Source organism: Maribacter aestuarii (genome assembly GCF_027474845.2).
Classification (GTDB): Bacteria; Bacteroidota; Bacteroidia; order Flavobacteriales; family Flavobacteriaceae; genus Maribacter; species Maribacter aestuarii.
The window spans coordinates 2,286,669-2,300,902 of sequence record NZ_CP107031.2 but is presented as its reverse complement, the minus strand read 5'-3'; the positions used below and the strand labels follow the sequence as shown (position 1 = coordinate 2,300,902).

Sequence of the window (14,234 nt, the reverse complement as noted above, 5' to 3'; positions counted from 1 at the left end):
AAATGCTTTAGAGGGCGTCCAACTCCGACTTCAGTTTTTTGGTGAATTTTGATACGACCAAATCATAGGAATGGTCTATAAGTTCTTTTGTTAGTTTAGGCGGTAATCTTTCAATGAAAAGGGTGTTCCAATGTACCTTACTCATATGCCAACCCTCAATAATACCATCGTGGGTTTCTCGTAATTCAACAGCTCTCTCTGGGTCGCACTTGAGGTTTATTTGACAAGGAATACGTTCCAGTCCACATAGCGCAAACATTTTCCCCATGACCTTAAACACCAGGGTAGTTTCATCAAAAGGGAATTCTTCCGTAACTCCTTTTTTTGATAAGCAGTACTCCCTAAATTCCTCAACATTCATTTAACCTAGTTAATTCCTTTGGAATCGTAGACGATCACCTTAGTCCAAAGAGCGCTGGACTCCGCTATGAATAGTTTGTGGGGTTCCTCATCTTGGTACGCCTGTTGTGCCTCAGCAGATTCAAACGTTACGATTAAGGAGTAGGTAAAAGAACCATCCACTACATCCCTACTGGCCTTTGGTGGTTTACCTATAAACTTGGTCTTGGCGTAGGCTGAATTGTCCAAGAATTTTTGTAGCGATTTTTCAAAAGCGGCACGCTCCTGTATGTCATCTGGATTTTCCAACCAAAAGAATACGGTATGGGCAAAATTAGAATCAAATTCTTTCATTTCTTCTTGGTCTTGGCTTAATGCGGACAATGTACAAAATAACATTAAAATGCTTATGACTAAATGTTTCATGATTATCGGTTTTCAATTTTTTTATCTGTTCTTCACTTATCTGTAAAGCTGTATAATCTAGCTTCCATCCAATGGTCTCCACAATCTTCTCTATGAGCAAGACCGTTTCTAACGCTTCTTTTCTAGCAGTTTCCATCAGACCACTTTCCGGTATTTTTTCTTTGATATGTTTTTTTGCCTCTTGGTTTAAACTAGTAAGGTCGTTGGGGGTGAAAACATTAAAAAATCCGCTTTTAATATCATAGAATTCCAGTTCTGGTTCTATGGATAGTACTTCCGGCTGTGGAAAATTCGTAAGTATTATTTTCTTTTTCCCATCATCCGCATGCATCAATATCTTACTTAAGTCATATCCGATCTGAGCTTTCGCCTTTATTACTACAAGAGCCTTTTTCTTGCTACTCACCAAACTCATAAAATATTCCTTGGCATTTTCATACCTATATATCTCGGCAAAATCACCTTCAACGGATATCAACTTGCAAACACTTTTGATTTTCTCCAAAAGGACGGTGGATTGATGTGTTGTAAGCTCTTTACTTTTTTTATTCCTAAAGAAGGAGAACAACCAATACATACTGATGGCTCCCAAAATCAATCCTAAAAAAATTTCTAAAATATTATCCATTTCTTCTTCCTATTTCTCCTAAGTGGGTAAACTTAAAACCTTTTTCGTATTTGAGCCCGTAACCTAAAATTCTGTCCATTGAAGCATGGGCAAATAAAATCACCCCTATTAATTGTACTACAGGCAGGGACAAATACATTCCCAAAAAATATATACCGATGGCGATACCCTTGTGATGGAATACATTATAACACCATGCCCCAATTTTGGGGTTCATTAAATAACCTATCATCCCTAAATCTGGAGCTAAGATAAGAATCAAAAACCACCACCATTCATAGCCCAAAAGCCCGAACATGAAAATGCCCAAGATGAACATGGCCAACTCCTCTATCTTCAAAAGTTTAATCATTGCTTTTAATTTTATAAAGTACCGGTCTACTAGGACTAGCATCGTTCTCAAAAGGAGCAACTTGTAAGTTTAAAAAATAGCTTCCATCCTTTATGTGGCCAGGCACGAAAACCAACTCGGTTATGGTGGCAGAAATCCTTTGTTCCCCATTATAATTCCAAAAAGCTTTGTGTGCCAAAAGTGTCCCGCCGTCTTTTTCCTTATCTACAGAAGGCAAATCTATCAATAAATGCGACACTCCAATTTCCACTAAAAATTCCGCAGCAGCTTCCAACATGTAGGGTGGATTCGTATTGGAATATTGCCTGGTCAACTTTGCGTTAGTATTAGGTAATGTTCGGATAACAACTGCTTCCGGGACTGTGTCTTTCAAAGCATTTTCAAGCTGTTTTCTAGAAATTACGAAGTCTTCCCCTACTTTTCCCGGAGCAATGGTAATTACTTCGGCCAGATAAAAAAATTGGTCTAGATGCTGATTAATGGAATAAAAATCCTCTGTAATATGGCCAACACATTCCGTATGCGTACCATGAGCATGGGGATTGAACCAAATATCATTAAAATTTGTGGATGCTCCTTCCGCAACACTACCTACAAAATCTCCATCCTCATGGGGTTCTATCTTTGGATGATCAACGTACCAAGCATTAACATTCAATTCATTTCCCCTCAACGGCATGGAAATGTCCAATGGCTTGGACAAGTTTATTTCGTATTCCTTTTTGTTATGCGTGATTTTGGTTTTCATTTCTACCGGACTTATTTCAATTTAACCATAAATAAATCACTTGCAATTCCGTCAGCCAAAAACTTACCGTTTTTCGTTGTCTTTAAAATGTCGCCATCCAAATATAATAAATGCTCATCAAGGTGTTTTTTGGCTTGTAACATAAGATACTCCCGAAATTTAGAGCCGAATTCTGATTCAATTTTTGACATTGAAACACCCCAAACTGTCCTTAATCCGGTCATTACGTATTCGTTGTATTTATCCTTTGCGGAAAGAACTTCGACTTCCATGGGAAGCTCACCGCTTTCAATTGCCCTTATATATTTTGGATTGTTATTAATGTTCCAACCTCTACGATTACCATCAAAGGAATGTGCGGACGGACCAATTCCGATATACTTTTTCTGAAGCCAATACGCCGAGTTGTTCTTAGAGAAATACCCTGGTTTACTAAAATTGGATATTTCATAACAATCGTAACCCGCATCTGCCAACTTTTCGTTTAGGATATTAAAGTGTTCCTGTGTTACCTCGTCATCTACCGGTTTTATCAATCCCTTTTGAATAAAAGTCGCTAATGCGGTGTTGGGTTCTACCGTTAATGCATAGCTTGAAATATGCGGAATATTAAAGGTCAGTGCCTTCTCTATGTTTTGAATCCAACGTTCGTTGGTCATGTTCGGCATACCATAAATAAGGTCAATGGAAATGTTATCAAAATGGCGGAGTGCCAGAGATAAGGATGCTATTGCTTCTTTTGACGAATGTGCTCTATTCATCAGTTTTAAATCTTCTTCAAAAAAAGATTGTAGGCCAATACTTAAACGGTTAATGCGACTCTCTGCTAGCTGAAAAATTTTCTTTTCAGAGAGGTCATCTGGATTAGCTTCTAAGGTAATCTCAGGCTCTTTTAAAACTGAAAAATGTTTGTACACAGTATCAATCAAAAGTTCAATTTCCTCAGTTTCCAATACACTAGGTGTTCCACCACCAAAATAGATAGTTTCTACCACCTCATCTGCGAATTCAGACTTGCGTAGTTCCAATTCTTTGGCTAAGGCCGCTATCATGGCTTCCTTCTTTCCCATGCTAGTGGAAAAATGAAAATCACAATAATGACAGGCCTGTTTGCAAAATGGGATGTGGATGTATATGCCGCTCATGTACGTATTCCCTGTGTATTCTACTTTTTAACTCGGTTAGTATTCTGCTTTACAAAGGCATCCCAACCGGTATAAGATTTGCCAACTTCCACCCTACCCTCATTATAAAAATGGCATACGGCGGCTGCCAGGCCATCTGTACTATCAAGATTTTTTGGAAGAGATTTTAAACTGAGCACACTTTGCAGCATCTTCGCTACTTGCTCCTTACTGGCGTTGCCATTTCCAGTGATGGCCATTTTTATCTTTTTGGGCAAGTATTCTGTGATAGGGATTTGACGAGAAAGTCCAGCCGCCATAGCCACTCCTTGAGCACGGCCTAATTTGAGCATGGACTGCACGTTCTTACCAAAAAAAGGAGCTTCGATGGCTATCTCATCCGGATGATAAGTATCTATCAATTCAAGGGTACGCTCAAAAATGAGTTTCAACTTGGTGTACGGGTCCTTGTACTTGGAAAGTAAGAGCTCGTTCATTTGCATGAACTCCATGTTCTTACCTACTACCTTAATAAGTCCAAACCCCATAATGGAAGTTCCGGGGTCAATTCCCAATATGATTTTTTCGTTGGCCAATCTTTCTATTTCGTATTTAATTGAACGGGGATTCTATATTTTGTCCGTACGGGAATACCTCTCTTTAAGGCAGGAGCAATAGCGGGTACATTTTTAAGACTTTGTGAAATAATCCCATCAAATTCTGGCATTTGCTTTAATATAGAAAGGTCTTTTTCTATATCTACTACCATTATTCTTCCTTCAGTATCTATGACAAAGGTAACGAAGACCACTGGATTACTTTCCGAGTCAATGATAAACTCGAACTCATTTAAGGTTGCTTCAAAATGAGTGGTCAATTTTTGCTCAAAACACTGCCTTTGACTTTCCTTGGATGCGGTTTCATCGCAATCTAAAAATAAGGGGTACGAATCTATGGAGTTCCAATCTATTTGCTGAAGTTCGGCATTGATCAGCTCTTGGGTTCGTTTTTCCCTGGATTCAAGGAAATTACAGGAAGCCAAAACAAAGCAAAACAATAAAATCAACAAGCGATACATGGCACCAAATCTATGGTGGAAATTACAATTTTTTAAGGAGTTTACTCTTGGCTAAAATGTATTTCTTCCTTTAGTTCGGATATGCGCCTGGCGACCATTTGCGAAACATAGGGTTGCTTACTACCATATAACTTGATGAAATTTTCATAGTATTCCAGCTTCCTTCCAGGTTCTTCGGCAAGCTGATCGTTTAAGGTGCAGATTTGATAATAATAACGTGGCTCCATGGGTTCTTGAGCGTGAGCCTTTTCATAATAAGATAAGGCGGTCGTTAAATCGTTCCGCTCCCGTGCCAGTCCGGCCAAGGCATTATATCCCGTTGCGAATATGGGCTTCTTGATTTCCATTGCCTTTTTAATAAAAACTTCGGCACTATCCAACTCTTTATTTTTTCTATAGACCTCCGCCAGACTAAAGTAAGTGTCGGAATTATCATCATTCAGCTTTAATAATTCATTATACGTTTCCTTGGCCTTATCAAACTCCCAATTCTTGTAATAACAATACGCCAATTTTTCATACACATATTCTTTGCGCTCCCCAAGGGCCAACACTTTTTCAAACCAAGGAATGGCCTTCGGGTATTGATCGTCATTAAAATATACCAGTGCCTTTAAATTTACCAATGCAACATCATTGCTATAAAATTCCAATCCTTGGTTAATGTATTCCAGCGCTTGGTCCCGTTGTTGTTTCACGGTGAAGAATTTAGCCAATTGAAAGAGGCTTCTTAAGTGCGTACTATCCAGTTGTATTGCGTTTTTATAAGAAACAAGACTACTGGCCGGCTGCCCCAATTCCCTATAGGCCTCTCCTAGGTAATACTGATATTCCGGATTCTCAGAACCACCAGTCGCAAGCTTGGAAAAAAGTTTTCTGGCCTCGTCGTACGCATTGGTCCTCAAGTATAATTTTCCCAATTCGAAAGCGGCAATCTGTAATGCCGGATTTTCAGCTACTATACTTTCATATTGTGAAATTGCCTTATCTAAATTTCCGATGGCTTGGTAGGCCCTAGCTATCTGTAAGTTGGTCCTATCATTACCCATTTTAGCATATGCATTGATGGCCAAAGTATAATTTCCTGTTAGGTATAAGCTATCTGCCATAGAAGAAGCCGAAGATTGGGCTTCGGCCTTGAAAATAATCATGAGAACAATCAAGATAAGCTGATGCTTCATACGGAGCTTACATTAATCCAGTTTAAAGGTAATTGGAATGGAATAGATAACATTGACTTCTTTTCCTTTTTGCTTACCAGGTATCATTTTAGGCAGCTTTTTTATAATGCGCTCAGCTTCCTCATTCAAAATCTGATCTGCTCCTTTATATCTTATATCCTTCACTATGCCATTATCCGAAATTTTGAATAAAAGGTTTACTTGACCTTCAATGCCATTTTTTTCGGCATCTTTGGGATAATTGAAATTTTTACTAATGTGGCTTTGCATCATGTTATTGAAACAAGTTTTTTTGTCTTCAGTATTCTCACATCCTGGAAAAATAGGAATTTCATCCACAACTGAAAATGGCACATCTGAAGCTTCGTCATAATTTTTGGACCTTACAATTTTCTTATCTGATTCTTCTTTAAGGTCCATACTTTCCTTCAATGCTTTTAGTTGCTTATCGAGATTGACAATTACCTTATTGCTTTCATTTGACAATTGCACTAATCGAGCCCTTTCTATTAGTAATTGGCTATATCTTGTGGCCGCTTTTTCCTCTGTTAAATCATCGGAATTATTATCTAATTTGAATGTAATCGGGATAGAGAAAGCTACGCTAACCACATTTCCTTCGTGATATCCAGGTTGCATAACTGGCAATTTGGCAATAATCCTCTTTGCTTCATTCGTAAGCAAAGAATCAGGGCCACGATATTTTGTATCCGTTATTGCGCCCTTGGTATTTATCGTAAGCAAAATTCCTACCCTGCCTTGTATTCCGTTTTCTTGGGCTTCTTTAGGATAGTTGAAATTCTTACGAATATGCTCACGCATACTTTCAAAAAAACAACCACGTTTATCATCGTCATTTTCACAGCCAGGAAAAATCGGCACTTTCTCTACTTCACCGAAGGGCACAACTTTCATTTTCTGAATTTTATTTATTGGGAATACACCTTTTTTTGAGGACGTAAAGGCAAGCATCCCTAAAATTAATGGCACTAATACCACATACTTTAACTGCCAGACTTTTTTAGACTTTGACTTTTTTAACATGACGATTCGTTTTTTGATTAATGAAGTTTTAAAAAATTGATTGACAAAGGATATATTCTGTGTCTGAAAAGCTTGGGACAATAACAACTCGTAATGGGCTTCTCGTTCTGTTTTGGGAACTTGGGCGTCGGCTATAAATTCGTGGAGTTCGGCTATTCGGTTCTGGTATACATAGACCAACGGATTAAACCAATTCACGATACGCATCAGTTCAAAGAATAAAAGATCTAAGGAATGCCATTGCCGTATATGTACTAGTTCATGTGAAATGATCGAATCATATTCCCTTTCAGGTACTTTTTCACCAAGGAAAATCGATTTAAAAAAAGAAAAAGCGATACTACTCTCGGGAACAAGTATGCGTGTAAAGTTTTTAAAATAGTGAACGCTCCCCTCTTTTCTGAGCTTTACTAAACGCCAAATTTTTACGCCGAACCAAATTGTAGCCAATGTTGCTCCCAAGATTATTAATGTCTCTTGCCATGAAAAGTTAAATGCTTTGGCGGATTCACCTTCTAGCAGCATAGCGGACTGGTCCAGGTTCCATAAAAATTCCGCATAGCCGTTAAAGATAGTTGGCGCCTCTGTTTTAAAGGCCTCAATTTTTATCCATGGCAGTATAAGGGACAAGGCATAAGACCCTATCAAATAAACCCGATTCCATTGAAAAAAGGTTTCGCGCTTCAAAAAGAAGTCGTAAATGATGAGGAACACCAATTGAAAGGCGATGCACTCTAGGATATACTGTGTCATTAGATGTTATTTTTGATTTTCCTGTTTCTCATTGTTCAATTTTGGGTCGGCAGTCTTAATTTCGTTCAAAATTGCTTCCAACTCAGCCAAGGTCATATCATTCTTTTTCATAAAGAACGAAACCATACTTTTAAAAGATCCCTGAAAATACCCATCTACCAATTTGTTGATGGACTGATGACTATATTCGGATTTTTTCAACAACGGAAAATAGAGATATCCTTTCCCCTCTTGCTCGTGATCCACAAAACCCTTGCTTTCCAAAATCCGAACGATGGTTGAAACTGTATTGTAAGCCGGTTTTGGATTGGGGAGCTCATCAATAATAGCCGCCACATTACACTTTTCCAATTGCCATAGCACTTGCATTACCTCTTCTTCCGCTTTGGTTAACTGTTTCATTCAACTAACTTTTTAGTTTAATACTGAAACAAATATAACTAAATATTTAGTTTAAACTAATTTTTTAGTTGAAAAACTAAATTTTCTTCTTGAAGACTAGTCATTAGGCTCTAAAGCACCTTTAAGAGGTCCTTGCAATTGTAAACACCTGTAACAAATTCAGCGTATCTTAGTCCAACTATAATATAACTAAATGGATACAGCGTTACTAATTGTTGGATTTATATTTATGATCATTGGAATATTGGGTAGTTTTTTACCTGTCTTACCGGGAACTCCCCTAAGCTGGATTGGTCTTTTACTACTTCATTTAACCGAAGCCGTTCCAATTAATTGGTGGTTTTTAGGAATCACGGCAGCTGTGGCCTTACTTATATTTGTAATGGATTATATTATCCCGGCTATGGGCACCAAAAAATTTGGAGGCTCCAAAGCAGGCATGATCGGTGCCACAATTGGTTTGGTAATAGGTCTACTGGCTCCCATTCCTGGCGGAATTATAATAGGACCATTTCTAGGCGCATTTTTGGGTGAGCTTTCCAACAAAGCAGATAACAGGACCGCTTTGAAGGCCGCCTTTGGATCTTTTCTTGGTTTTTTGACCGGGACGTTTATGAAGTTCGTAACAACGATTATTTTCTTAGGACTATTCTTGTCTAAAGTTTGGGACTATAGACAGGCTTTGTTCCCATATTTTAATTAAAATTATATGGCAATTATGAGATTCAGTAGGATAATTATATTGAGCTATGGAATACCCTTACTAGTTATTCTGATTTCAATAGCCTTAGCTCTTAGTCCCCTATTCCAGGACTATCCCCAATTGGCAATGGGTATTACTTATGATTTGATTCTGACCGCTCCCCTACTTTTTTTATTACTTACCAGAAAAAGTGAGATCTCTAAATTAAAAGCTATACCTTTTTTTGTGGGTGGAATCATAATTGCCTCCTATGTATTACCCGAAAATAGTCAGGCCCATTTAATACTCATTAAAACTTACGCACTCCCGGTAGTTGAACTAACCATACTTACTATACTAATACTTAAAATCCGGGTAATGGTAAAAGCGTTTCGTACAAATTCAAAAACATCTATCGATTTTCATACTTTAACTCTTATGAGTGCCGAAGAGGTGTTTGGAAAATCAAAATTCACCGCTTTGCTTGCCTCAGAAGTGACCCTGTTTTACTACACATTTTTTGCTTGGAGATCAAAGAAGCACAAACATGATGAATTTACAAGTTATAAGGAGAATGGAAGTATTGCTCTAGCCGTTGCATTTCTATTGGTCATTTGTATAGAGACTTTCGCTTTTCATATTTTACTTATGAAATGGAATGCTACTGCTGCGTGGATTTTAACGGGGACTAGCATTTATAGTAGTTTCATGGTAATAGCACATATTAAGGTACTATTCCTAAGACCTACGATTTTAAGCAAAGAAAGCTTATCCTTGAAAAACGGATTAATTTCGGATATCACAATTAGACTTGATGAAATCGACAACATTTATGCCAGTAGCAAAGAAATGTCCTCTACCGAAACTAAAAAGGTTGGAACTATGGGAATCCATAAAGAAAGTACGGGACATAATGTGATTATACATTTAAAAACAAGACACAAGATTCAAAAGCCGTATGGATTAACACAGGAGTGTGATACAATTTTGCTTACCATTGATAACAAGGTGGAATTTGTATCAGCAGTAAAAGAAAAATTGGATGCTGCCGCTACAGTCTAATCCATCCACTGTACCTTATCGGTTATAGAACTCCTTGTTTGTTCGGGAAGTTCACCATCAAAATACCCCATATATAAAAACCCGAGGCACTTTTCACCTTCGTTCATTTCCAGAAATTCTTGCATATACATAATAAGTCCTGGGGAACTCCAATAGCAACCAATACCCATTTCGGTACAACAGAGCCACATATTCTGTACGGCCATTGCCGTGGCTGCGACTTCTTCCCATTCCGGGATACTTTCCTTAGGATCGCGTTGCATACAGATAGCGATAACGGCTCCCGCCTTTTTTGGATTTTCTATGAGTTTTTTGGCTTTCATCTGTTTTGGTTTGGGAGTAATATCAATGTAAGTATTCGACAAAAACTCTCCCAATTCCGCTTTCTTTTCTCCAAGTATCACCTTAAATCGCCATGGCTCCGTTTTCTTATGGTTAGGTGCCCAATTCGCTGCTTGCAAGATTTTTTCTATATCGGTTTTTGCAATAGGTTTATCATTGTATTGCGCCGGAAAAACAGAACGTCTTTTTTTAATTAAATCGAAAATCATGCTGCTTTTTATTAGTTAAGTTGAAGATCTACCTAAAAGTAAATCCATGCAATTTTTTAACACAGGATTGGCATTTTCCTTTTTCCATATCACGGATAGTACAGCCTTCTGCTTCAGTCTCTTTAGTTCTATAAATTTTACGCGCATTTGGAATCCGTGCTGCAGTGCCGTAGGTACAATGGCGATTCCCAAATTATTTTCCACCAGTTTAAAGATGGTATGCGCATGAACGGATTTATGCGATATTCTTGGAATAAAACCGGCATCGGAACAAATACTCATTATCGTTTGGTAATAGAACGGGCTGTATTCTTGACTGAACAATATGAAATTATCATCTGAAAATTGCTGCATCCCGTTGAATTCTTCATCGGACAAGGGATGACTTTCCGGTAAGACCAATGAAAAAGTATCCTCATAAACCGTTTCCATATGTAACCCGGCAGGTACACGTGCCAAACGTACAAAGCCCAAATCAAGCTCATCCTTTAAAACGGCTTCCACCTGAAAAGCGTTGGGGCGCTCTTCTAAGGAAGTTCTTATTTTTGGATACTTATCTTTAATATCCAGTAGAAGTGATGGAATGACATGCTGCATGGCAGAACCTAAAAAACCGATGCGAAGTTCCCCCGTATCTCCCTCTCCAATAAGCTGCAATTGTCGCTTTGTCTCTTTCAGTTGTTTAAACAGAATCTCTGCCTGACTTTTCAAATAATGGCCTGCGGGTGTTAGGGTGACTTTCTTTTTGTTCCTTACAAACAATGTTGCCCCCAAAATCTCCTCCATTTGTTTTATCTGCCTACTCAATCCCGGTTGGGAAATGAACAACTTTTCCGCCGCCTTTCTAAAATGTAATTCTTCCGATACTGCCAAGAAATACGTAAGATGACGTAGTTCAATCTGAGAACTCATAGTTATTAATTATGTATAAAAATAGTATTGGTAATTATCAAACTTAATGAATATTTTTATGGATATAAAAAATCATGACTGAACAACCCAAAACATTCGATTTAGGTGCGGATTGGTTAACCGCAGGTATTGCTATGAACATAGCCAAAGGAAACACTGTGCTGAAAGTGTCCTCTGCTACCCGGGACAAAGTAATCACCTCTTGGGAAATTGTTCAAAGCATAGTGGAAAAAGACCATCCCGTATATGGGATCAACACAGGGTTTGGTCCGTTATGCACGACCAAAATATCCAAATCTGAAACTAGCATATTACAAACCAACATCATTAAAAGTCACAGTGTAGGTGTCGGTGATCCCATTTCGGATGACATTGCAAAACTGATGCTTATTCTGAAGGCCCATTCGCTAGCAAAAGGCTACTCCGGAATTGCCGAAAAAACTTTGGATAGAATAATTTGGCACATAGAAAATGATGCCATACCCTTAGTGCCCTCTCAAGGTTCCGTAGGTGCTTCAGGAGATTTAGCGCCTCTTTCACATTTGTTTCTTCCCTTAATCGGCCTTGGCCAAGTGAACTATAAAAACAAAATAATTTCAACTACTGAGCTATTTGAACAAACCGGTCTGGAATCTTTAACCTTAGGCCCAAAAGAAGGCTTGGCACTTATCAATGGGACTCAATTCATAGCGGCTCATGCGGTAAAAGTGATAGAGAAATTACACTCAGTTCTGTCTCAAGCGGATATCATAGGTGCTATGATGATTGAAGGCCTGCAGGGTTCTGTAAAGCCTTTTTATAATGAACTACATGCCTTGAGGCCTTTTAAAGGCAACGTTCACGTGGCGAAAAGAGTAAAGCGATTGCTTAAGGGCTCGGAAATTATGGAGGACCATATTGATTGTGAACGTGTCCAGGACCCCTACTCCCTTCGATGTATTCCACAAGTGCATGGTGCGTCTCGTAATGCCTGGTTACACCTAAAAGAATTATTGCAGGTAGAATTAAATTCGGTTACGGACAATCCCGTTATCATAGATGAGGAGCTCACGATAAGTGGCGGAAATTTCCATGGACAACCTCTGGCAATGGCGTTGGACTACGCCTGTTTAGCAGCTTCGGAAGTAGGAAATATATCCGATAGGAGAATATATTTGGCCTTGGAAGGTAATAGCCCGGGCGTTCCAAAATTATTGATGAAGGACACGGGAATTAACTCGGGCTATATGATCTTACAGTACACTACCGCAGCTTTGGCAAGTGAAAATAAAGGCTTGTGTTTTCCCTCAAGTGCAGATAGCATTCCTACCTCTTTGGGGCAAGAAGACCACGTCAGTATGGGTTCAATTGGAGCAAGAAAAGCATTGCAAGTTATCGGCAATGTTGAAAAAATATTGGCTATTGAACTCTTAACCGCCGGACAGGCATTCGAGTTTCGGAAACCAATGAAATCTGGCATATTCTTGGATGAAATCCATAAAGAATTACGAAAACATGTGGCCTTTGCGGATAAGGACCGTGTATTTGCCGATGATATTCAAAAAGGCATAAAAATGATACAAAACAAGACCATTATAAAAGTTATTGAAGGTATAAGTTCTAAAAAAGGAATAGCTTTAAAGACTAAATATTCGGACATTTTTGAGAACTACTAATATGAATTCACACACACTTATAGGCCCTTTTAAACAGCTCCTCACATTGACCGGAATACCGATTAAGGGGGCTATCTCCGACGAGCAACTCGTAATTATCGCGGATGCAGGAATATTGGTCGAAAATGAAAAGATAAAATCTATAGGAAAATTCCATGATTTGTTCGAGAATAATGAGGGTGCTTCCGTGCATGAGCTAAAGGGCGACCATGTATGCTTACCAGGATTTATTGATTCGCACACCCATATATGTTTTGGTGGGTCCCGTGCAAAGGATTATGCCATGCGAAATTCTGGCAAGACCTATTTGGAAATTGCGAAGGCAGGTGGTGGCATTTGGGATACCGTAACCCAAACAAGAAAAGCTAAGGAAGAAGAACTGGTCAAAAAAACGGTCAAATTGGCCACCCGTCACCTGAAGAACGGAGTCACCACTTTAGAGGTTAAAAGTGGTTATGGCCTTTCCATAGACGAAGAATTAAAGATGCTCCGTGCCATTAAAAAGGCAGGCGCTACCATTGCTTCTGACTTGATTCCTACCTGTCTTGCCGCCCATATGGTTCCTAGGGATTATAATGGGAGTGCTGAGGATTACTTGGAAGAAATAAGCACAAATTTGTTTCCAGTTCTAAAGAGTGAAAAGCTCACGAATCGCGTCGATGCTTTTATAGAAGAAAGTGCTTTTTCCGCAAAGCAAATTGCACCTTACTTCAAAAAGGCGAAGGAGATGGGCTTCGATATTACCGTGCACGCCGACCAATTTTCAACAGGCGGCAGTAAAGTGGCCGTAGATTTTGGAGCTATCAGCGCAGACCATTTAGAAGCAAGTACCGATAGCGAAATCGCTCTTTTGGCCAAAAGCGATGTTATAGCTACAGCATTACCGGGGGCCTCCCTGGGACTGGGCTGTGCTTTTACGCCCGCCCGCAAATTACTGGATGCCGGTGGGGCCTTGGCCATTGCCAGCGATCACAATCCCGGTTCCGCCCCTATGGGAGACCTCCTGACCCAAGCGGCTATTTTGGGCGCATTTGAAAAATTATCCAATGCGGAAGTTTTAGCGGGAATAACCTTTAGAGCGGCCGCTGTGCTCAAGTTAAATGATAGGGGTAAATTGGACAAAGGACTTTTGGCCGACTTCAGTCTGTTCCATACCGGCAATTACCAAGAGATTTTATACAATCAAGGAAACCTGAAACCATGCATGGTTTGGAAAAACGGAGAGCTGGTTTACAATAAACACAGTTAGCTGCTAACAGGTCTTAATGCTAATAGCGCAAATATTAAATAAGATATC

At 39.1% G+C, this 14,234-nt stretch carries 17 protein-coding genes; 4 read left to right on the top strand and 13 right to left on the bottom strand.

All coding sequences use genetic code 11. From position 1 onward, the window contains the following. Window positions 1–7 precede the first annotated feature (7 nt). From N8A89_RS10390 to N8A89_RS10340, 11 genes are read right to left on the bottom strand one after another with little or no spacing between them, the layout of a single operon-like run. Window positions 8–361 (bottom strand): MmcQ/YjbR family DNA-binding protein, encoded by a 354-nt coding sequence (locus N8A89_RS10390; RefSeq protein WP_289644280.1) that lies wholly within the window; start codon window positions 359–361, stop codon window positions 8–10. Window positions 362–366: 5 nt separating this feature from the next. After that, on the bottom strand, window positions 367–693 hold the full coding sequence (locus N8A89_RS10385) for a Dabb family protein (RefSeq protein ID WP_347343924.1): 327 nt from the start codon (window positions 691–693) through the stop codon (window positions 367–369). After that, window positions 680–1,393 carry a DUF4230 domain-containing protein gene (locus N8A89_RS10380; protein WP_281542202.1) on the bottom strand — a complete coding sequence of 238 codons (714 nt, stop codon included), beginning with the start codon at window positions 1,391–1,393 and terminating at the stop codon, window positions 680–682. Before N8A89_RS10380 ends, N8A89_RS10385 begins: the two co-directional genes overlap by 14 nt. Beyond that, on the bottom strand, window positions 1,386–1,745 hold the full coding sequence (locus tag N8A89_RS10375; RefSeq protein WP_281542201.1) for a DUF4260 domain-containing protein: 360 nt from the start codon (window positions 1,743–1,745) through the stop codon (window positions 1,386–1,388). The genes N8A89_RS10380 and N8A89_RS10375 overlap by 8 nt, the downstream gene beginning before the upstream one ends. After that, window positions 1,738–2,493, bottom strand: a complete 756-nt coding sequence (locus N8A89_RS10370) for a cyclase family protein (protein ID WP_281542200.1) — start codon at window positions 2,491–2,493, stop codon at window positions 1,738–1,740. Before N8A89_RS10370 ends, N8A89_RS10375 begins: the two co-directional genes overlap by 8 nt. A gap of 11 nt (window positions 2,494–2,504) precedes the next feature. Further along, window positions 2,505–3,638 carry a radical SAM family heme chaperone HemW gene (hemW, locus tag N8A89_RS10365; RefSeq protein WP_281542199.1) on the bottom strand — a complete coding sequence of 378 codons (1,134 nt, stop codon included), beginning with the start codon at window positions 3,636–3,638 and terminating at the stop codon, window positions 2,505–2,507. A 20-nt stretch (window positions 3,639–3,658) separates the two neighbouring features. Beyond that, the gene (gene ruvC, locus N8A89_RS10360; RefSeq protein ID WP_289644279.1) at window positions 3,659–4,213 is read right to left on the bottom strand and encodes a crossover junction endodeoxyribonuclease RuvC; all 555 of its coding nucleotides are present in this window, start codon (window positions 4,211–4,213) and stop codon (window positions 3,659–3,661) included. Between the two features lie 5 nt (window positions 4,214–4,218). Next, window positions 4,219–4,695 carry an energy transducer TonB gene (locus tag N8A89_RS10355; protein WP_289644278.1) on the bottom strand — a complete coding sequence of 159 codons (477 nt, stop codon included), beginning with the start codon at window positions 4,693–4,695 and terminating at the stop codon, window positions 4,219–4,221. 41 nt (window positions 4,696–4,736) lie between these two features. Beyond that, complete coding sequence (locus tag N8A89_RS10350; RefSeq protein WP_281542197.1) at window positions 4,737–5,876, bottom strand: tetratricopeptide repeat protein; 1,140 nt, start codon at window positions 5,874–5,876, stop codon at window positions 4,737–4,739. A 12-nt stretch (window positions 5,877–5,888) separates the two neighbouring features. Then, window positions 5,889–7,673: a M56 family metallopeptidase gene (locus tag N8A89_RS10345; protein ID WP_289644277.1), complete on the bottom strand. Its 1,785-nt coding sequence runs from the start codon at window positions 7,671–7,673 to the stop codon at window positions 5,889–5,891. A 6-nt stretch (window positions 7,674–7,679) separates the two neighbouring features. Then, window positions 7,680–8,075, bottom strand: a complete 396-nt coding sequence (locus N8A89_RS10340; protein WP_281542195.1) for a BlaI/MecI/CopY family transcriptional regulator — start codon at window positions 8,073–8,075, stop codon at window positions 7,680–7,682. 193 nt (window positions 8,076–8,268) lie between these two features. Here N8A89_RS10340 and N8A89_RS10335 point away from each other — a divergent pair, with 193 nt between their 5' ends. Next, entirely contained in the window at window positions 8,269–8,778 is a 510-nt protein-coding gene (locus tag N8A89_RS10335; RefSeq protein ID WP_289644276.1) for a DUF456 domain-containing protein, read from the top strand. A gap of 6 nt (window positions 8,779–8,784) precedes the next feature. Continuing rightward, on the top strand, window positions 8,785–9,819 hold the full coding sequence (locus N8A89_RS10330; RefSeq protein ID WP_281542194.1) for a hypothetical protein: 1,035 nt from the start codon (window positions 8,785–8,787) through the stop codon (window positions 9,817–9,819). Here N8A89_RS10330 and N8A89_RS10325 read toward each other — a convergent pair. After that, window positions 9,816–10,370: a nitroreductase family protein gene (locus N8A89_RS10325; RefSeq protein ID WP_281542193.1), complete on the bottom strand. Its 555-nt coding sequence runs from the start codon at window positions 10,368–10,370 to the stop codon at window positions 9,816–9,818. The genes N8A89_RS10330 and N8A89_RS10325 overlap by 4 nt on opposite strands. A gap of 15 nt (window positions 10,371–10,385) precedes the next feature. After that, window positions 10,386–11,282: a LysR substrate-binding domain-containing protein gene (locus tag N8A89_RS10320; protein ID WP_281542192.1), complete on the bottom strand. Its 897-nt coding sequence runs from the start codon at window positions 11,280–11,282 to the stop codon at window positions 10,386–10,388. A 74-nt stretch (window positions 11,283–11,356) separates the two neighbouring features. On the opposite strand from N8A89_RS10320, the gene hutH reads away from it, so the two are divergent. Together hutH and hutI are read left to right on the top strand one after the other, a co-directional pair. Beyond that, window positions 11,357–12,937 (top strand): histidine ammonia-lyase, encoded by a 1,581-nt coding sequence (hutH, locus tag N8A89_RS10315; RefSeq protein WP_281542191.1) that lies wholly within the window; start codon window positions 11,357–11,359, stop codon window positions 12,935–12,937. A 1-nt stretch (window position 12,938) separates the two neighbouring features. Then, window positions 12,939–14,186 carry an imidazolonepropionase gene (hutI, locus tag N8A89_RS10310; protein ID WP_281542190.1) on the top strand — a complete coding sequence of 416 codons (1,248 nt, stop codon included), beginning with the start codon at window positions 12,939–12,941 and terminating at the stop codon, window positions 14,184–14,186. Window positions 14,187–14,234 lie beyond the last annotated feature (48 nt).